This is a genomic window from Flavobacterium sp. 140616W15 (assembly GCF_003668995.1).
GTDB lineage: Bacteria > Bacteroidota > Bacteroidia > Flavobacteriales > Flavobacteriaceae > Flavobacterium.
The window spans coordinates 1,574,638-1,593,966 of sequence record NZ_CP033068.1 but is presented as its reverse complement, the minus strand read 5'-3'; the positions used below and the strand labels follow the sequence as shown (position 1 = coordinate 1,593,966).

General features: G+C 32.2%; 14 protein-coding genes and 1 pseudogene. 6 read left to right on the top strand and 9 right to left on the bottom strand.

All coding sequences use genetic code 11. From position 1 onward, the window contains the following. Positions 1-105: 105 nt before the first annotated feature. Positions 106-1,056, bottom strand: coding sequence for an isopenicillin N synthase family oxygenase (locus tag EAG11_RS06795; RefSeq protein ID WP_129538512.1), 951 nt, complete (start codon positions 1,054-1,056; stop codon positions 106-108). A 174-nt stretch (positions 1,057-1,230) separates the two neighbouring features. Here EAG11_RS06795 and EAG11_RS06790 point away from each other — a divergent pair, with 174 nt between their 5' ends. From EAG11_RS06790 to EAG11_RS06780, 3 genes are all read left to right on the top strand, one after another. Beyond that, positions 1,231-3,207 carry a thiamine pyrophosphate-dependent enzyme gene (locus EAG11_RS06790; protein WP_129538511.1) on the top strand — a complete coding sequence of 659 codons (1,977 nt, stop codon included), beginning with the start codon at positions 1,231-1,233 and terminating at the stop codon, positions 3,205-3,207. 235 nt (positions 3,208-3,442) lie between these two features. Then, a complete protein-coding gene (locus EAG11_RS06785; protein ID WP_129538510.1) occupies positions 3,443-5,191 on the top strand; it encodes a DUF885 domain-containing protein in 1,749 nt (582 codons plus the stop codon). A 116-nt stretch (positions 5,192-5,307) separates the two neighbouring features. Beyond that, the gene (locus tag EAG11_RS06780; protein WP_129538509.1) at positions 5,308-6,582 is read left to right on the top strand and encodes a histidine-type phosphatase; all 1,275 of its coding nucleotides are present in this window, start codon (positions 5,308-5,310) and stop codon (positions 6,580-6,582) included. 166 nt (positions 6,583-6,748) lie between these two features. Here EAG11_RS06780 and EAG11_RS06775 read toward each other — a convergent pair whose 3' ends face one another. The 5 genes and pseudogenes from EAG11_RS06775 to pheT form a co-directional block, all read right to left on the bottom strand. After that, entirely contained in the window at positions 6,749-7,591 is an 843-nt protein-coding gene (locus EAG11_RS06775) for an alpha/beta hydrolase (protein WP_129538508.1), read from the bottom strand. Positions 7,592-7,603: 12 nt separating this feature from the next. Next, positions 7,604-8,644 (bottom strand): LLM class flavin-dependent oxidoreductase, encoded by a 1,041-nt coding sequence (locus EAG11_RS06770; protein WP_129538507.1) that lies wholly within the window; start codon positions 8,642-8,644, stop codon positions 7,604-7,606. 46 nt (positions 8,645-8,690) lie between these two features. Further along, positions 8,691-9,023, bottom strand: coding sequence for a hypothetical protein (locus EAG11_RS06765; RefSeq protein ID WP_129538506.1), 333 nt, complete (start codon positions 9,021-9,023; stop codon positions 8,691-8,693). A 169-nt stretch (positions 9,024-9,192) separates the two neighbouring features. Then, positions 9,193-9,768: a TetR/AcrR family transcriptional regulator gene (locus EAG11_RS06760; protein WP_129538505.1), complete on the bottom strand. Its 576-nt coding sequence runs from the start codon at positions 9,766-9,768 to the stop codon at positions 9,193-9,195. Positions 9,769-10,066: 298 nt separating this feature from the next. Beyond that, positions 10,067-12,486: pseudogene (gene pheT / locus EAG11_RS06755) on the bottom strand (phenylalanine--tRNA ligase subunit beta). Positions 12,487-12,763: 277 nt separating this feature from the next. Here pheT and EAG11_RS06750 point away from each other — a divergent pair. From EAG11_RS06750 to EAG11_RS06740, 3 genes are all read left to right on the top strand, one after another. Next, positions 12,764-14,269, top strand: a complete 1,506-nt coding sequence (locus EAG11_RS06750; RefSeq protein WP_129538504.1) for an aldehyde dehydrogenase family protein — start codon at positions 12,764-12,766, stop codon at positions 14,267-14,269. A gap of 58 nt (positions 14,270-14,327) precedes the next feature. Beyond that, positions 14,328-15,362 (top strand): alcohol dehydrogenase AdhP, encoded by a 1,035-nt coding sequence (gene adhP / locus EAG11_RS06745; RefSeq protein WP_129538503.1) that lies wholly within the window; start codon positions 14,328-14,330, stop codon positions 15,360-15,362. A gap of 68 nt (positions 15,363-15,430) precedes the next feature. Beyond that, entirely contained in the window at positions 15,431-15,805 is a 375-nt protein-coding gene (locus EAG11_RS06740) for a DUF779 domain-containing protein (RefSeq protein ID WP_129538502.1), read from the top strand. A 290-nt stretch (positions 15,806-16,095) separates the two neighbouring features. On the opposite strand, the gene EAG11_RS06735 is transcribed toward EAG11_RS06740, so the two are convergent. The 3 genes from EAG11_RS06735 to EAG11_RS06725 form a co-directional block, all read right to left on the bottom strand. Then, positions 16,096-17,016 carry an AraC family transcriptional regulator N-terminal domain-containing protein gene (locus EAG11_RS06735; RefSeq protein ID WP_129538501.1) on the bottom strand — a complete coding sequence of 307 codons (921 nt, stop codon included), beginning with the start codon at positions 17,014-17,016 and terminating at the stop codon, positions 16,096-16,098. 71 nt (positions 17,017-17,087) lie between these two features. Next, positions 17,088-17,951: a bestrophin family protein gene (locus tag EAG11_RS06730; protein ID WP_129538500.1), complete on the bottom strand. Its 864-nt coding sequence runs from the start codon at positions 17,949-17,951 to the stop codon at positions 17,088-17,090. Positions 17,952-17,978: 27 nt separating this feature from the next. After that, positions 17,979-19,289: a TolC family protein gene (locus EAG11_RS06725; protein WP_129541043.1), complete on the bottom strand. Its 1,311-nt coding sequence runs from the start codon at positions 19,287-19,289 to the stop codon at positions 17,979-17,981. Positions 19,290-19,329 lie beyond the last annotated feature (40 nt).

Here is a 19,329-nt window from a genome sequence, read left to right as displayed (position 1 = left end):
AAGAGCAAAATTATAAAAGCTATATAAATGATATTCTAGTTTCATAAAGCAAAAAGACATTAAGTATAAACTCAATGTCTTTTTATAATTAGGTAAATTTAAAGATTATTTTTTGATTAAACCCAAATCTACCAAACGTTCGTATAAATATTCTCCAGCAGTAATATCCTCGAATTTCTTAGGATTCTCGGCATCAATGCAGTTTTCTAAACAATCCAAACGCATATCGCTTACTGGGTGCATAAAAAACGGAACTGAGTAACGAGATGTTCCCCATAATTCTCTTGGTGGATTAACTACTTGGTGAATAGTCGATTTTAGCCTGTTGTTGGTATGACGTGAAAGCATGTCTCCAACATTAATTACCAATTGATCATCTTCGGCAATGGCATCAATCCATTCTCCATCATGATTTTGAACTTGTAATCCTTTTCCTTGTGCTCCCATTAATAAGGTAATAAGGTTGATATCACCGTGAGCAGCAGCACGAATTGCATCTTTAGGTTCCGATGTAATTGGTGGGTAGTGAATAGGACGTAAGATTGAATTTCCGTCTTTGGCATATTTGTCAAAGTAAAATTCATCTAATCCAAGGTGTAATGCTAAAGCTCTTAAAACATAAACTCCAGTTTTTTCAAGCATTTGGTACGCTTCTTTACCAACAGCATTAAATTTAGGCAATTCTGTAACTTCAACATTTTCTGGATATTCTGAAGCATACTTAGAATTTTCACTCACATACTGACCAAAATGCCAGAATTCTTTTAAGTCACCTTCTTTTCTCCCTTTGGCGTGTTCTGTACCAAAAGAAACATAACCTCTCTGACCTCCAATACCTGGGATTTCATAATTATGTTTAGATTCTATTGGCAATGCGAAAAATTTTCTAATTTCGCCATAAAGTTCGTCAACTAACTGATCATCTAAAAAGTGACCTTTTAGGGCAACGAAGCCAATGTTTTCAAATGCATTTCCGATTTCATTTACAAATTTTTGTTTACGTTCCGGGTTGTCCGAAAGGAAATCACGTAAGTCTACACTAGGAATGTTTTGCATACTTTACATATTTATTGATAACTTGATAAGGTTAGAAACCATATCTTAGAGCAAATGTAAAACTAATTTGTTATTTTTATTTCAACAAATGCGAATAATTAATAATTATATAACAAAATATAACCAAGTTGTTATATTTTTACAACATTCATTGACTAAATAATAAACCAAAAAATGATTTTTGACAGAAAAGAACTTACCAACGAACAGCTTTTAGATTTATACAAGAGATTATTAAAACCAAGATTAATAGAAGAGAAAATGCTCATCCTAATCCGCCAGGGAAAAGTATCTAAATGGTTTTCTGGAATAGGACAAGAAGCTATATCTGTAGGAGTTACAGCCGTTTTGGACTCTGACGAATACATCTTACCAATGCACCGTAATCTGGGTGTTTTTACAGGAAGAGATATTCCACTATACCGTCTTTTTTCGCAATGGCAAGGAAAAGCCAATGGCTTTACCAAAGGACGTGACAGAAGTTTTCACTTTGGAACACAAGAATATAAGATTATTGGTATGATTTCTCACTTAGGACCTCAATTAGGTGTTGCTGATGGGATTGCTTTAGCCAATAAATTAAAAAAGAATAATAAAATAACTGCTGTTTTTACAGGAGAAGGTGCAACAAGCGAAGGAGACTTTCATGAAGCATTAAATATTGCCGCTGTTTGGGAATTACCTGTAATGTTTGTCATTGAGAACAACGGTTATGGACTTTCGACTCCTACAAACGAGCAATATCGTTGTGAAAACTTAGCCGACAAAGGAGTAGGTTATGGTATAGAAAGTCATATTATTGATGGAAATAACATATTAGAAGTTTATAATCTTTTATCTGAATTAAAACTGTCAATGATAGAAAAACCACGACCTGTTTTATTAGAGTTTAAAACATTTAGAATGCGTGGACATGAAGAGGCGAGTGGTACAAAATATGTTCCGCAAGACTTAATGGATATGTGGGCAGTAAAAGATCCTGTAAATAATTATAAGGACTTTTTAACTGAGATAGGAGTATTAACCACAGCATATGATGAACAATTGCATGCTGAAATTAAGAAAGATATAGATGAAAGTCTAGTTCTTGCAAATGAAGAACCAGAAATTGAAGCTTCTTATGAAGAAGAACTAAATGATGTTTACAAACCGTACAACTATAAAGAGATTGCACCAGACTTAGAAACCAAAAATATTCGATTTATAGATGCCATTTCGTCAAGTTTAAACTTATCAATGCAGCTTCATAGCAATTTGGTTATTATGGGGCAAGATATTGCTGAATATGGCGGTGCCTTCAAAATAACTGATGGTTTTGTAGAAATATATGGTAAAGATCGTGTGCGGAATACACCAATTTGTGAAAGTGCTGTAGTTTCAACCGGAATGGGACTTTCAATAAATGGATACAAAGCGATTGTTGAGATGCAATTTGCCGATTTTGTTTCTACAGGATTTAATCCAATTGTAAATTTATTAGCAAAATCACATTACCGATGGTTAGAAAATGCCGATGTTGTAGTTCGAATGCCTTGTGGAGGCGGTACTCAGGCAGGGCCATTTCATTCGCAAACCAATGAAGCTTGGTTTACAAAAACTCCAGGTCTAAAAGTCGTTTATCCTGCTTTCCCATATGATGCTAAAGGCTTATTAAACGAATCTATTAATGACCCAAATCCGGTTTTATTCTTTGAACATAAGCAATTATACCGAAGCGTTTATCAAGACGTACCTACAGATTATTATACAATTTCGCTAGGAAAAGCCGCTTTGTTAAAAAAAGGAAATGATGTTACAATTATTGCATTTGGAGCTGCTGTACATTGGGCTTTAGAAACACTTACTAAAAATCCAGATATTTCAGCAGATTTATTAGATTTAAGAACGTTACAGCCTTTGGATACAGAAGCAATTTATGAATCGGTTAAGAAAACGGGACGTGTAATAATTTATCAGGAAGATTCACTTTTTGGTGGTATTGCCAGTGATATATCATCATTAATAATGGAAAATTGTTTCCGTTATCTAGATGCACCTGTTAAGCGTGTTGCAAGTTTAGATACTCCAATTCCTTTTACAAAAGCACTAGAAGATCAATATTTACCAAAAGGCAGATTTGAGAAAGAACTTTTAGATTTATTAGCTTATTAAATTACTTAAAGCTTCGGAGGTGCTTAGCAACAAAGGTTCAAACGTTCCTGCTTAGGATCATTAAATTTAAAAAACATCTCTCCCGTAGAGACACAAAGAAAAGTAGCCTATGAACTACTTTTCTTTGTGTCTTCACATCTTTACGAGAATATAATTTTCAATTCCATTTAATAAAATAAAATTAGCATACCATAAAGATCATTTTTTATCTTTAGCAGTTAAATACATTATATATATGAAAAAACTTTTTATTCCTATTGTTGTTGTTGCTTTACTTGTTTCCTGCAATAAAAATGCTAAATCAGGTGACAATAAGGTGACAAATGAAAAATTTGAAAAATATAAGGAAGGTTTTATTACTGACTTATGGAAACTAAATCCTGATTGGGCAGCCAGCCAAGGATATCATAAATTTGATAGTGTTTTGGTTATTCCAAATGCTGAAAATCAAAAGAAACAAATAGCTTTTGCTAATTCTCAATTAGATTCATTAAAACAATATCCATTAGAAGGGCTTTCTGATAATAACAAAACTGATTTATACATGATTAAAAATCAGCTAGAAAGCACTCTTTTTAGTATAAATGAGCTTAAATCATCTGAGTGGAATCCATCATCATATAATGTTTGTGGCTCTTTTGCTGAAATATTAAATGGAAAATATGATTCTCTAGATGTGAGATTGCGTAATTTTAATTTAAAAATGAATGGAATTCCTGCTTATTATGAAGCAGCTAAATCAAATATTGAAAACCCTACCAAAGAACATACTGCACTTGCAATAGATCAAAATTTAGGTGGTGTTTCAGTTTTTAAAGAAGATTTAGTAGCTGCTTTAAGCAAAAGTAAATTATCAGCCGAAGAAAAAAAGAGTATTATTGACAAAGCAAATGTTTCTGTAAAAGCAATTACTGATTATGCAAACTGGCTAAAACAACTAGACAATAAAACACCTCGTTCTTTTAGATTAGGTTCCGAATTATATGCTAAAAAATTCAACTTTGATATTGAGTCAGGATATACTGCTGATGAAATTTATAAAATTGCTGTAAACCATAAAAATGATTTGCATGGTAAGATGTTTGTTCTTGCCGATAAACTTTGGACAAAATACAAAGGTACAGATGCAAAACCAAAAGATAAACTAGAGTTAATTAGACAAGTAATTGATAAAATCTCATTGCAACATACAACTCCTGAGAAATTTCAATCGGAAATTGAAAAACAAATCCCAGAGCTTGTGGCTTACGTAAAGGCTAAAGATTTACTTTACATAGATCCATCTAAACCACTTGTAGTTAGAAAAGAACCAGCTTATATGGCAGGTGTTGCAGGAGCATCAATATCTGCTCCAGGCCCTTACGATAAAAATGCAAATACCTATTATAATGTTGGAAGCATGAATGGTTGGACTGCCGAAAATGCTGAAAGCTATTTAAGAGAATACAACGATTACATTTTGCAAATTCTTAATATTCACGAAGCAATTCCTGGACATTACACACAATTAGTTTACAGCAATCAATCGCCTAGTATCATCAAATCTATTTTAGGAAACGGTGCAATGATCGAAGGTTGGGCTGTATATACTGAAAGAATGATGCTTGAAAGTGGATACAAAAACTCAGACGAAATGTGGTTGATGTATTACAAATGGAATCTTAGAACAACTTGTAATACTATATTAGATTATAGTGTGCACACAAAAAACATGTCTAAAGATGCTGCATTAGCTCTATTAACTAAAGAAGCTTTTCAACAGCAAGCTGAAGCTGATGGAAAATGGAAACGTGCTACATTGTCACAAGTACAATTATGCTCTTATTTTACAGGATATACAGAGATTTATGATTTTAGAGAATCATTAAAAAAAGAACAAGGAACGAAATTCAATCTAAAAGAATTTCATGAAAAATTCTTAAGCTATGGTAGTGCTCCAGTAAAATACATAAAAGAACTAATGACTAGTAAAGAATCAAAGTAAACAGTCCTTAGACTATACTAAATTGCCCCCAAAGAGTTAAACACTATTTGGGGGCTTTTTGTGAAAATAAAATCCAAACTTTAGAATATATTTGTTTTGTTTAAAATTAAATTGAAATGAAAAAAAATCGCCTATCCTTATTATTCATACTAGCTAATCTTTCAATTGTATTAGCTCAAACAACTCAGCAAGAAATGTTTGAAACACCAGAGAAAACAGCTGGTGTTTATTATGCTTATCCTTCAAAAGATATTGTAGCATATACGCCAGCACCAAAAGGATATGAAGCTTTTTATATAAGTCATTTTGGGCGTCATGGTTCTCGCTATTTAATAAGTGATAATGATTACAAAGAAGTATTGGATCTGTTTGAGAATGCAAACAAAAATGCTGCACTTACTGATCTAGGGAAAGACGTTTTAAAACGTTTACAACAACTTTGGAGTGAGGTTGAATTTAGAGGCGGAGATCTTTCAGTTATAGGAGTACAAGAACAAAGGGGTATTGCAGAACGCATGTATAATCTTTATCCAAAGGTATTCACAAAAGAAGCGCAAGTAGACGCCAGTGCTACGACGGTAGTACGTGTTGCCCTAAGTATGGATGCTTTTTGTGAACGTATTAAAGAGTTTAATCCAAGCCTACAAATTTCTAGAAATTCAGGTATAAAATGGCAACGTTATCTAAACTACCATACACCAGAAGCAATAGCATTTAGATCTGCAAAAGACACATGGAAAGAAGAGTATCAAAAATTTGAAGCAAAACATATCAAACCAGACCGTTTAGTCAATTCTTTATTTTCTGACAATGATTATATTATCAAGAAAGTGAATCCTGAAACTGTTATGAAAAAATTATTTGCTATAGCAGGAGGGATGCAAAATGTAGAAACAAAACAAAACTTTTATGATTTGTTCGAAAAACAAGAACTTTTTGATTTATGGCAATGTACTAACTATCGCTTGTATGTAAATGATGCCAATGCAGCCATCAACAACGGACTCATGTTTGAAAATCAAAAACCAACTTTAAAAAATATTTTAGAAAATGCTAATAAAATAATAGCATCAAAAGGAAAAGGAGCAACGCTGCGTTTTGCACATGATGGTAATATAATTCCACTAGCAATGCTGTTACATTTAGAAGGAACCTATAACAGTATTTCTGATACAGATAAATTTTATGAAGCATGGAGCGATTTTAAGGTAGCACCTATGGCTGGTAATATTCAAATTGTATTTTTCCGAAAACCAAAATCAGATGATATACTTGTAAAATTTCTTCTTCATGAAAAAGAAATTCTTGTGCCAACTGTAAAAACAGATATAGCGCCTTATTATAACTGGAGAGATGTAGAAAGCTATTATAAAAGCTTACTCGCTAGTTAAAACAAAATTTAAAACTGTTCAAACAAAAAAATCCTCTAAGAATATTTAAATTCTTTAGCGGATTTTTAATACTCTTTATAAGTAAATTGAATCAGACTTCATTTTGATTTCTTAAAAAGGGGAGAGACCCCTTAGTTTTCAAAATACTAAAAGTCTCAGTTAAAAATTACGCAAATGAAAATAACTCATTTATCCATTTTTTTATTAAAGTTTTGACTTCCTCAGTATATTTGAAATCTTTTCCAAACATATTCAATCCATTAAGTCCCCAACCATGATCTCCTTGCGGAAATACATATAAAGCGGCATTAATATCCTGCTTTTTTAGAGATTCGTAATAAATAATGCTATTTATTGGCGGAACAACCATATCATCATCACTAACTAAAATCAATGCTGGTGGAGTATTAATAGATACTTGCTTGTCACAAGAATACCTTTCTATTTCAGATTCTGAAGGATGACTTCCTAAAAGATTCTCAATTGAATCTTTATGAGAGTTTTCCCCCATAGTAATTAACGGATAAAGCAAGATAGAAAAATCTGGGCGATTCGTTTCTTTTTCTTCTGAAAATAAAGTTGAAGCCAGTCCAGCTAGATGACCTCCTGCAGAAAATCCAGTTACTCCAATTTTATTTTTATCTATACCTAATTCTAAAGCATTTTTGCGTACGTAAGATATCGCTTGCTGCACATCATCAAGAGGAACTTCTTTATTTCCATTTGGTAATCTATATTTTAATACAATACCAGTTATACCAATAGAAGCTAACCAAGCTGCAAAATCATTACCTGTATTTATTGCCAATCCTGCATAGCCTCCTCCAGGGCAAATAATTGTTGCAATTCCAGTATTTATTTTGTTTTCAGGATGATATATTGTTAACTCCGCTTCCGTAATATTAGAGATTTCTATAATCTCATTTGGAGTAAAAATCTCTTGACCTGACAATCCATTAGTCGTGGGCATATCACCATTCCAAAGGCTTATTTTTTTTATCTTTTTCATTGTTTTTGTTTGTTATTTTTTATGCAATACTTCTCTAATCTTTGGCGCAATTTTAGTCCCGAAAATTTCAATTGATTTCATTAAATGCAAGTGAGAGGGGGCACCAACATCCATATGCGTAAAAAAGCGGGTGATTCCGTATAACTCTTGTGCATATAAAATTTTATCAATTGTTTCTTCAGCATCGCCTACAAACATGGCTCCTTCTTTAGATCGTCCAAAATCATACTGATTGCGATGAAAAGGAGACCATCCTCTCGTTCTACCAATTCTATCCATTTGTGCGGCATATAATGGATAATAATAGTCACTAACTGTTTTAGAATCATCCCCAAATAAACCATGAGAAAACATTCCTACCTGAAATTGATCCATATCATGTCCAGATTTTTCATATACTTCTCTATACAATTCATAAAGAGGCTGAAAATGCAACAAAGGTGTCCCTGCAATAACAGCAAAAACGATTGGTAATCCCAAACGTCCAGCCCTAATAGCAGATTCACGTGTTCCGCCAGCTGCAATCCATACGGGTATTTTATTGTTTACAGCTCTTGGGAAAATTTTTTGATTTTGTAAAGGCGCACGAAATTGACCATTCCAATTAATTGTTTCTTTGCTATTAATTTGAAGAAATAAATCTAATTTTTCTTCAAACAGAGCATTATAATCGCTTAAGTCATACCCGAATAAAGGAAATGATTCTGTAAAACTGCCTCTTCCTGCCATTAATTCAGATCTGCCATTAGAAATCAAATCCACTAATGCAAAATTTTGATAAAGTTTAACTGGATCTGATGATCCTAATACTGTAACTGAACTACTTAATTTTATTTGCTTTGTTACTGTTGCCGCTGCTGCTAAAACAATCTCAGGACTTGATATTGCATATTCCTCTCTATGATGTTCTCCTATACCTAACACATCTAGTTTTATTTCATCAGCAAGCTTGATTTCTTCTATCAATTCTGCTAAACGTTGTTCGCCAGATTGTCTTATTCCTGTTATCGGATCAATGTGCAGATCGCCAAACATACTTAAACCTAATTCCATAATCAATTATTTAAATTGTATTTTTTAATCTTAAAACTATGTGTTATTAAAATGATTGTATTTTGCTTTTTTTCTCTTCTAAAGCATCTGTATAATCATAGGTACTATATGCTTCTGTATTAAAAGCTCCCCAAGCTCCTTTTTCTAGTGAAAGATTCACTTCACGCAACCTTGATACTGGAAACCTCAAAACCACTACGTGACCTAAACCTATTAAAACATTCCAACTTAAGATTTCGACTCCTTTAGGAGGGAAAAGTTCCCAGAATAGATTTTTGTTTAGAACATCAATTATAGAATTTAGGTTTTTGTCTTGCTGATGCTTTAAAATATAGGTAAGTAAAATTTTCTCCTTTTCACTATGTTTCGTTTTTTCCATTATTTCTAATTTTAATTGATTGTTCCTATTTTAATTATTGCTCATTATCATTTCTTTTATTTTAATAAATATTTAGAATGATCGTTCTACAATTAAGACTTATGCTTCTAATAATGGCATAACAAATAAAATAATTATAGAATAATCGTTCTATAATTATTTAAAAAAATTATTCTAAGCTTTCGATAAGGCGTTTTGCCATTTTTTGAACCATTTCTAAGTCATTATATAAAATCTGCATTTGCCATAATCCTGCCAATGAACCAACAATAAATTGCGCAGATTCTTTTGCATTTTTATTTTTTCCAACTTCATTCTGTTCTTGTGCTAAAACAATTAAATCTTCAAAAATTAGAATCAACTTTTGGTTTAATTGTTTCAATAATTCCAAAATGTCAGAATCTAGAGCACCAACCTCAAAAGAAGTCTTAACAATCATGCAAACTTTATTTTCTTCAAATGAACGTTTTATAGCCTTATTCAGAATTAGTTTTATAGCTTTTAATGGAGAGTTTTCGCCATGGGCAGCCAATTTGTATTCTTCAAAAGTCTCTAAAGCATAATTGCACAAACTTTCAATAAATAGTTTGTGTTTGTCTCCATAGGTATCATACATACTTCTGCGATTTACCTGCATATGAGTAACCAAATCTTCCATGGAAGTTATATGATATCCCTTTTCCCAAAAGACATCTCTTGCTATTTCTAACTTTTCAACGGGATCAAATTCTTTTTTACGTGCCATAATAGTGCAAATGTATATAATTAGAATGATTGTTCTAATAAGAAACTATTATATTTTCTAAATAAAATTATTTTAAAAATAATAGTAAATAATAAACTTAAAATGATCTATAAATCAAATCATTGTAGAAATATTTTTCTCAAAAAAGCCAACTAGAAAATAAGTAGAATATAACAAAGCGGTCAAAACTATATTTATAAAATTAAAAACAAACTCTTTCGTTAAGATAAAAGCAAAAAAAATCCGCTAAAGAACTTTAAAATTCTTCAGCGGATCTTTAATATAATCCTATATTTTACTAACGCAAGCTTGCGCCAAGTTCAGTTTCAAAACTTTGTTTTAATTTGCTCATGATTTTGTCAATTTGAGCATCAGTAAGCGTTTTAGTATTATCTTGAATAGTAAAACTTAATGCATACGATTTTTTTCCCTCAGGAAGTTTTTCACCTTCGTAAACATCAAATAAATTCACATCTTTTAATAATGATTTCTCTGTTTGTTTTGCTAGAGTATAAATACTATCATAACTTATATTTTTATCAATCAATAAAGCTAAATCTCTACGTACTTCGGGATATTTAGGAATCTCAGTATATTTTATTTTTCCTGTGATTATTTTCAAAATTAAGTCCCAGTTAAAATCTGCATAAAAAACCTCTTGCTTAATTCCGAAGTGTTTTAAAATTGATTTTTTTACAACACCCATTTCAACCAAAGTGTCATGTCCATATCCAATAGCGGCACCTTCAGAAAAAACATCTGATTGTGATGGGATATTATTGATTTTGTCAATTCCCAATCTAGAAAGAACACCGTTTACATATCCTTTTAACAAAAAGAAATCAGTAGATTGCTGCCCATTAGTCCAGGTTTCTTTATTTCTGTTTCCGGTAATAAACAAAGTAAGATGCTTGTGTTCTTCATATCCATTAAGAAATTTATGGTATGATTTACCAAATTCAAATAATTTTAAATCCGAATTTTTTCTATTGATATTATATGAAATTGCTTCTAATCCAGAAAACAATAACGATTGACGCATTACTGATAAATCACCACTTAGAGGATTTAAAATTGTAACATTATGCTCCTCTTTCAACAAAGCAGAAAGGTTAGCATATGAAGGAGTCGTCAGTGAATTAGCCATCATTTCATGATAACCTTGCGAATTCAATTGTGCGGCAATACTATTTTGTACCTTATAATCTTCCGTTCTTGGTGAATTAGAAACTGTTGCATTGAATTTTTTAGAGAAATTAATATTATTATATCCGTAAACTCTAAGAATTTCTTCAATAACATCAATTTCACGTTGCACATCAACACGGTAAGCAGGAATCGTCAGCCCTAAGCCAGCCTCAGACACACTGTTAACTTTAATATCAAGAGACACTAATATTTTTTGATAGTATCTTTTGGAATTTCTTGTCCAATAATTTTTGATACGTGACTAAAGTTTAAGAAAACTGAAAAGTCTTCTATTTTCTTTTGATAGATCTCAACAATATCAGAAGTGATCTCACCACCAGCAATTTCTTTTATCAATAAAGCAGCACGCTTTAACGCATATGCAGTAATTGAAGGATCAATTCCTCTTTCAAATCTAAAAGAAGCATCTGTATTTAATTGATGTCTTTTAGCTGATTTACGAACACTAACAGGATTAAAATAGGCACTCTCTAAGAATATAGAAGTGGTAGTTTCTGTTACACCCGATTTTTTACCTCCAAAAACACCAGCAATACATAACGGACCTTTCTCATCGCATATCATTAAATCCTCTTGGTGTAATGTTCTTTCAACGTCATCAAGAGTAACGAATTTAGTACCAGCAGGGACCGTTTTTACGATGATTTTTCCATTTATTTTACTAGCATCAAAGGCGTGTAAAGGCTGTCCTAATTCATGAAGAACATAGTTAGTAACATCTACAATGTTATTCTTAGGAGTAATTCCAATAGCTTTTAATCTATTTTGCAACCAACTTGGAGATTCACTTATTGTAATTCCAGAAATGGTAACTCCGCAGTATCTTGGAGCCAAAGAAGGTTCTTCGACATTTACATCAATTTTTAAAGTTCGCATGTCAACTCTAAAATTACTTACAGACGGTGTAATTAACTCTACGTTTTGACCTCTTTGTAATAATCCTGCTCGCAAATCACGCGCTGTACCAAGATGACTCATTGCATCGGCACGGTTTGGAGTTAATCCTATTTCAAAAACTTCATCGTTTTCAATATTAAAAACTTCAGAAGCAGGAGTACCAGGAACCAAAGTTACATCTAGAACCATAATACCATCATGACCAGTTCCTAGACCCAATTCGTCTTCAGCACAAATCATTCCATGGCTTTCTTGCCCGCGTATTTTCCCTTTTTTAATAACAAAAGATTCTCCGCTTTTATCATACAAAACAGTTCCAATTGTAGCAACAGGAACTTTTTGTCCTGCAGCAACGTTGGCCGCTCCACATACTACTTGTATTGGTTGTTCTAATCCTATATCAACAGTTGTAATTTTTAAACGATCAGCGTCTGGGTGCTGTACACAGGTTAATACGTGCCCTACAACAATACCTTCTAATCCTCCTTTTATTGATTGGTATTTTTCAACCACTTCCACTTCAAGACCTAAGTCAGTAAGCAAAGCAGATGTTTCGTCAGATTTCCAGTCTATTTTAATGAATTGTTTTAACCAGTTGTAAGATATTTTCATTTGAGTAATATTATTCTTGAATAAGTTTACAAATATAAGCATTGCACATTGTAGTAGAAAACAATTTATTTGGTTTTTTACAGCTCTTTTTAATTAAGCCTAAATTATACTATTTTAAATATTATCTATTTTTTATCATAATATTTTACTAATAGAGTATTAAAGTTTGACTATAAAAACGAATCTGCATTTTTTGTGCTATTAGATGAATGAATTGTGCTATTCTTTATAAAAGTTTGAAAGTAAATTTGAAATGAATCCAAAAAAAAGATATTTTATGAGTACTCTAGTAAAAAGACCTGAATTTAAGGTAAAATACGATAATTACATTGGTGGAAAATTTGTAGCACCAATAAAAGGAGAATATTTTGATGTAATTTCTCCTATAGACGGTAAAGTTTTTACAAAAGCAGCACATTCTGGGAAAGAAGATATTGATTTAGCTGTAGATACTGCCTATGAAGCATTTAAAACATGGGGAAAAACCTCAGTAACTGAACGTAGCATTTTACTAAATAAGATAGCGCAAAAAATAGAAGATAATTTAGAATATATCGCCGCTGTAGAAACTGTTGATAACGGAAAACCAGTACGAGAAACACTAGCTGCTGATATCCCATTAGCCATAGATCATTTTAGATATTTTGCAGGAGTAATACGTGCTGAAGAAAGCTCAATTGCAGAATTAGATTCACAAACAGTTTCAATTGCTTTAAGTGAACCATTAGGAGTAGTAGCACAAATTATTCCTTGGAATTTTCCAATTTTAATGGCAGTCTGGAAAATTGCTCCAGCATTAGCCGCTGGAAATACAATTGTCTTAAAACCTGCTGAAAGTACTCCAATTTCTATATTAGTATTAATGGAACTTATAGGCGATATTCTTCCACCAGGAGTATTAAATATCGTGAACGGATTTGGTGCAGAGCTTGGAAGACCATTGGTTACAAATAAAAAAGTATCAAAAGCTGCATTTACAGGTTCTACAACCACAGGTCGATTAGTGATGCAATATGCTACCGAAAATATAATTCCAGTTACACTAGAACTAGGAGGAAAATCACCTAATATCTTCTTTCCATCTATAGCCGATCATGACGATGATTTCTTCGATAAAGCCATAGAAGGAGCCGTTTTGTTTGCATTGAATCAAGGAGAAATCTGTACTTGCCCATCTAGGTTATTAGTTCATGAAGATATCTATGATAAATTTATCAAAAGAGTGATAGAAAGAACTGAAGCTATTATTGCAGGGAATCCATTGGATAAAACAACAATGATAGGAGCACAAACATCTATTGTACAAAAAGAAAAAATCCTTTCTTATATAAAATTAGGAAAAGAAGAAGGCGCAGAACTACTTACCGGTGGTGCAGAAAATAATTTAGGAGGAGACCTGGAAGGTGGCTATTACATCAAACCTACTTTATTTAAAGGAAATAATAAAATGAGAATCTTTCAGGAAGAAATTTTCGGACCTGTCCTAGCTGTAACCACGTTTAAAACTACCGAAGAAGCTATTGCTATTGCAAATGATACAATGTACGGCTTAGGAGCTGGAGTTTGGACACGTGATGCACATGAAATTTATCAAGTACCAAGAGCGATTCAATCCGGAAGAGTTTGGATAAATCAGTACCATTCATACCCAGCAGGCGCACCGTTTGGAGGATACAAACAATCTGGAATAGGTCGTGAAAACCACAAAATGATGCTAGGACAATACCGCCAAACTAAAAACATGCTAATTTCTTATGACAAAAAGAAATTAGGTTTCTTTTAATATTATATAAACCAAAGACTGGTATATAAACGTACTGGTCTTATAAATCAATACTATTATGTTGCCAAAAACAATGAAAGCCGCAGTTGTAAGAGAATTTGGTTCTCTTTTAAAAATTGAAGAAGTTGAAGTAAAACGCCCAGGAAAAAACGAAATTCTTGTAAAAGTTATTGCAAGTGGAGTTTGTCATACCGATTTACACGCCGTAGAAGGAGATTGGCCTGTAAAACCTAAAATGCCTTTAATCCCAGGACACGAAGCCGTAGGTTATGTTGTAGCTCTAGGTCAGGATGTGAAAAATGTAAAAGAAGGTGATGCTGTAGGTGTACCATGGCTTTATAGCGCTTGTGGAGACTGTGATCAGTGTATTACAGGCTGGGAAACCTTATGCGATACCCAACAAAATGGAGGTTATAGCTTAGATGGAGGTTTTGCCGAATATGTAATTGCCGATGCAAGATATGTTGGTATTCTACCATCAAATGTAAATTTCATGGAAATGGCACCAATACTATGTGCTGGAGTAACAGTGTACAAAGGGCTAAAAGAAACTGAGGTAAAACCAGGAGAATGGGTTGCTATATCTGGAATTGGAGGCTTAGGTCACGTTGCTGTACAATACGCAAAAGCAATGGGAATGCATGTTGCTGCAATTGATGTTGCCGATGATAAACTTGATTTAGCCAAAAAACTTGGAGCAGACTTAGTAGTAAATGCAAAAAATCAAAATCCTGGAGAATTTTTAAAAAAGGAAGTGGGTGGAATGCATGGGGCATTAATTACGGCTGTTTCGCCTATAGCTTTCAAGCAAGGTCTTGAAACTTTAAGACGAAAAGGTACGATGGCACTTAACGGACTCCCTCCAGGAAACTTTGATTTATCAATTTTTGATACTGTTTTAAACAGAATTACAATTCGTGGTTCAATTGTAGGTACACGTAAGGACATGAAAGAAGCAATAGAATTTGCTACAGAAGGAAAAGTAAAAGCGACAATCACTCCTGCAAAATTAGAAGATGTAAATGATGTATTTGATAAAATGAAAAAGGGACAAATTGAAGGAAGGGTTGTACTTGAAATCGCTAAACCTTAATTAAATCATGAAAGCAACAAACTCTCTATAATCAAAAGAGTTTGTTGCTTTTTTTAAAACCTAAAATCATGATAAAAAGAATTGATGCTTCAGAAAAGGCTATTGAATTGATAAAAATACTAAAAGAAAAACATGGTGAATTAATGTTTTATCAAGCTGGCGGATGTTGTGAAGGAACACAACCACAATGTTTTGAGAAAGGTGGCTTTTATCAACGGACAGGAGACGTATGCATTGGAACAATTGAAAACACTGAATTTTGGGTTGATAAAGATTTATTCGAATATTGGAAACATGCGCATTTTACACTCAATGTAATTGATGCATTTGGAGTAGGTGGATTCTCATTGGAAACACCATTAAAAAAAACATTTCAAATAGAATATCGAATTTTCACTGAAGAAGAAGAGAAGGAGTTAGAGCCTGTTAAAATTATTATTTAAGATACTAAGACTCTGAGTCACTAAGATTCTAAGGTTTTTTGTAGAGACGTACAGTAGTGCGTCTTTTTTTTGCACAATAATTGTCGAGTTGCTTACGGAGACCCTTCCTGCGTCAGGGTGACAAGATTATGATTGTGTTTTGCTAAAATTTCTTTATAACAAGTTAGATTGGTTCACGTTTCGATAGAAACCTTAGAGCCTCAGAACCTTTCTAGCTTTGAACCTTTGTCACTTTGTACCTTTGTCGCTTTGAACCTTTTTCAAAACCTTTGAACCTTAAAAAAAAGTCCCTAATTAATAAACAACAACTGATATTGCTTTGGCGTAATTCCTTCGTGTTTTTTAAATAGCCTGATAAAATAATTAGCATCTTCAAATCCCGATAAATAGCAGACTTCGTTAATTTGTATTGAAGGGTTTTTTAATAACTTTTTGGCACATTTTATTTTTTCATTCAATATAAATTCTATCGGACTCATTCCTAATTCTCTCTTAAAAAAACGATAGAAAGAGGCTGTACTCATACAAGCTTTCTCACTCAGGCTCTTTAGATTCATATTTTCTTTCAAGTTCTGCTTGATAAATTCTGTAACTTCTTTTATTGGATTATTAGCTTGAATAATTATTCCTTCATCAATAGATTTTACCGTTTGCGTTTGTATAATACGAATCAATAATTCTTTGAGGGTTAAATCTGCTAAAATATCTTTAGTAATAGATGTACTCATGCATTCTTTAATGAGCTTATTGATAGCAGCGGCCATGTCAACATTATTATAAAAAAAATAATTTTGATAATTTAATTGCCAAAGCAGATCATTTTCTTTGGGATATCTTTCGTTTAAGAAATTTAATGTCTCTGTAATCTTAGATTGTTCAATAGCTAAAGCTAGACATTGCGTAGGATTATTTCTTGTTGCTTCCGGAAAATCAATTTTCATTTCTACGTTTGCAGGAACAACAACAGTTTGCCCAGGTAAATATTCAAATTCAGGATCTTCAAAAAGATGCATTATCTTTTTTCCTCTCAGCATACTAGTTACAACCAAATCATCAAACTTTAAAGGAACTAAAGTAGAAGATTGATATGTTTCGAAGATATTTAACTCACAATGATTCAAGTTATAAATCGTCCTGTTTTCAACCAGAGTTTTTAAGGATTTCTCTTTTGATAATTGGAGCGGATTTATTAAGAAAGGCTGATTATTCATTGCTTTAAATTTTAAGACGAAAGCTTAAATTTAAACAAAATAATCATATGAAAAGAAGATTTAACGTTAAATTAAATCAACTCTTCAACATGTTTTTTAATATTTTCAGCAATTTTTTTAGTAGGCAAATCATTTTCATCTTCACCAAATGGATCTTCTATTTCTTCGGCAATAAGCTCTAAACTCGCTAGCACATAAAAAACAAAAACAACCACAGGAGCAACATAATAACCCAGACTAATAGAGTAACCAAAAGGCAAAGTCATTATATAAAAGAATATGAATTTTTTGATAAATGCACTGTAAGAGTAGGGAATAGGAGTGTTTTTTATTCTCTCGCAAGCACCACAAACATCAGTAAAAGCTTTGAACTCATCATTTATGATAATGAGTTGTTCACCAGATATTTTCTTAGCATCATACAAATCATTTATTTTATGATACATGATTCTCTTTACCTGGTTTGGTTTGTGTTTATGATGATCTATTTCTAAATCTACATCTTCAAAAAGCTGTTTTCCAGTTTCTGAATCATGCAAATGCTTGTGTAAAACATCAGCATATACAGGAATAAATTTTCTAAAAAACTTCCTGTCATTTTCATCTTTTAAGATTGCCGAAAGTTTAATTGCCAGATTACGGCTATTATTTACAAGACTTCCCCATTGTTTTCGACCTTCCCACCAGCGATCATAAGCAGTATTTGTTCGAAATACTAATAACAACGAAATTACAAAACCAAGCATTCCATGCATAATCGGAATATTCTGAATATAGTCGTTTTTACCTATCTTAAAATAGTAAATTTCAAGATAACCAACTGCACTAGAGTAAATTGCGATAGCAATCATGATAGGGAATAATTTCCTAACAGTATCTGATTTATGGAAATGAAAAATAAAAGTAAACCAGTCTTTCGTATTATATGATATCATTTAATAATATTTTAAAGCAAATTTAGACTAAAAACTAATATTTCCTGCTAATTCTTTTAAAGCGATTTCAGATAATTTTGCTTCAAATTGAGCATTACTATAACGCACTTTTGCATTCACATAATTAAGCTGTGCCGTTCTAAATTCAAGAGTGGTAATGGTTCCAATACGAAATTTATCCAGAGTAATATCTAAGTTTTGTTTAGCAATAGCTTCATTATTTTCTTCTAAATTAATCAACTCTAAGTTCGTTAGATAAGTTTGATAAGAAGTAGCTAATTGTGTACTTAAAATTTGATTTTGTTGCTCTAAAGCAAATTTAGTATTATCGATTTGTAGCTTAGAAATTTTTTCGTTTCTATGTTGAGCAAAACCATCGAATAAATTCAGAGAAGCACTAAAACCATAATTTAGTCCTCTAGCAGTAGATTCACTTGTAAAACCTAAACTAGAATGACTCTCTGCAAAATTATAACCTGTATTTAATTTAACAGTAGGGTAGCGGTTTGCTTTTACTTGTTTTAACTGTAATTCGGCAATCCTAATATTTATAATTTGAGATTGCAATTGCGGATTTTGTTGTTTAGCTAATTCTTGTAAATTATTTAAAATTAAAGTATTATCTACAACAACTTGATCCATAACTTTAAAGTCAATTTTGGAATCTCTAGCTAAAATCTGATTCAATAAAATCTTTGTGTTTGCATATAATTCCTTTTGTCTCAATAAAGAAACTTGATCCGTATTTAAGTCAACTTGAGCATTTAACACCTCTAATTTTGAAGCCTTCCCAATAGAAAATCTATTTTGAGCCAAAGTCAGTCTTTGCTTAGAAATTACAATAGTAGTATCCAAAGCCGCTAATTGTTGTTGCTGTTGAACCAAATCATAGTATGTTGAATTTACTTGTCCAACTTTTACTAAAATAGTGCGTCTTAATTCAGCGTCACCTAATTTTTGAAGCTCTTTAAGCTGATCCAATTGAGCAAACATTCGCATACCATCAAATATGGTCCAATCTAATCCGACACCATAGTTTAAGCTATTATTTTTTGCATTACTCAATGAAGTCGAAGTTCCGTCCTGACGAATTTGAGATGTGTTTTGAATGCTATTATTATCTACAACGCTAGCTGTTACTTTTGGGAGCATCCCAGCATTTCCTATTGCCACATTAGTTTCATTAATTTTTAAATTATTTGAGGCTATTTTTATTTCAAAATTATTATCTAATGCTATTTTAACTGCATTTTCTATAGTAAGAACTTCTTGTGCATTGCTTTTTACAACACAAAAAAGTAACAAAACCAAGCATTTAAATAGAGTTTTAGTGTACATCATTTTTATATTTATTACCACGAATCTGCAAATCAAAATT

What these genes read in the sequence shown, in the direction of transcription:
- EAG11_RS06785 (WP_129538510.1), top strand. Translation starts at nt 3,443, where the DNA reads ATGAAAAAACTTTTTATTCCTATTGTTGTTGTTGCTTTACTTGTTTCC.
- EAG11_RS06790 (WP_129538511.1), top strand. Translation starts at nt 1,231, where the DNA reads ATGATTTTTGACAGAAAAGAACTTACCAACGAACAGCTTTTAGATTTA.
- adhP (WP_129538503.1), top strand. Translation starts at nt 14,328, where the DNA reads ATGTTGCCAAAAACAATGAAAGCCGCAGTTGTAAGAGAATTTGGTTCT.
- EAG11_RS06795 (WP_129538512.1), bottom strand. Translation starts at nt 1,056, where the DNA reads ATGCAAAACATTCCTAGTGTAGACTTACGTGATTTCCTTTCGGACAAC.
- EAG11_RS06725 (WP_129541043.1), bottom strand. Translation starts at nt 19,289, where the DNA reads ATGTACACTAAAACTCTATTTAAATGCTTGGTTTTGTTACTTTTTTGT.
- EAG11_RS06780 (WP_129538509.1), top strand. Translation starts at nt 5,308, where the DNA reads ATGAAAAAAAATCGCCTATCCTTATTATTCATACTAGCTAATCTTTCA.
- EAG11_RS06735 (WP_129538501.1), bottom strand. Translation starts at nt 17,016, where the DNA reads ATGAATAATCAGCCTTTCTTAATAAATCCGCTCCAATTATCAAAAGAG.
- EAG11_RS06750 (WP_129538504.1), top strand. Translation starts at nt 12,764, where the DNA reads ATGAGTACTCTAGTAAAAAGACCTGAATTTAAGGTAAAATACGATAAT.
- EAG11_RS06765 (WP_129538506.1), bottom strand. Translation starts at nt 9,023, where the DNA reads ATGGAAAAAACGAAACATAGTGAAAAGGAGAAAATTTTACTTACCTAT.
- EAG11_RS06760 (WP_129538505.1), bottom strand. Translation starts at nt 9,768, where the DNA reads ATGGCACGTAAAAAAGAATTTGATCCCGTTGAAAAGTTAGAAATAGCA.
- EAG11_RS06740 (WP_129538502.1), top strand. Translation starts at nt 15,431, where the DNA reads ATGATAAAAAGAATTGATGCTTCAGAAAAGGCTATTGAATTGATAAAA.
- EAG11_RS06770 (WP_129538507.1), bottom strand. Translation starts at nt 8,644, where the DNA reads ATGGAATTAGGTTTAAGTATGTTTGGCGATCTGCACATTGATCCGATA.
- EAG11_RS06775 (WP_129538508.1), bottom strand. Translation starts at nt 7,591, where the DNA reads ATGAAAAAGATAAAAAAAATAAGCCTTTGGAATGGTGATATGCCCACG.
- EAG11_RS06730 (WP_129538500.1), bottom strand. Translation starts at nt 17,951, where the DNA reads ATGATATCATATAATACGAAAGACTGGTTTACTTTTATTTTTCATTTC.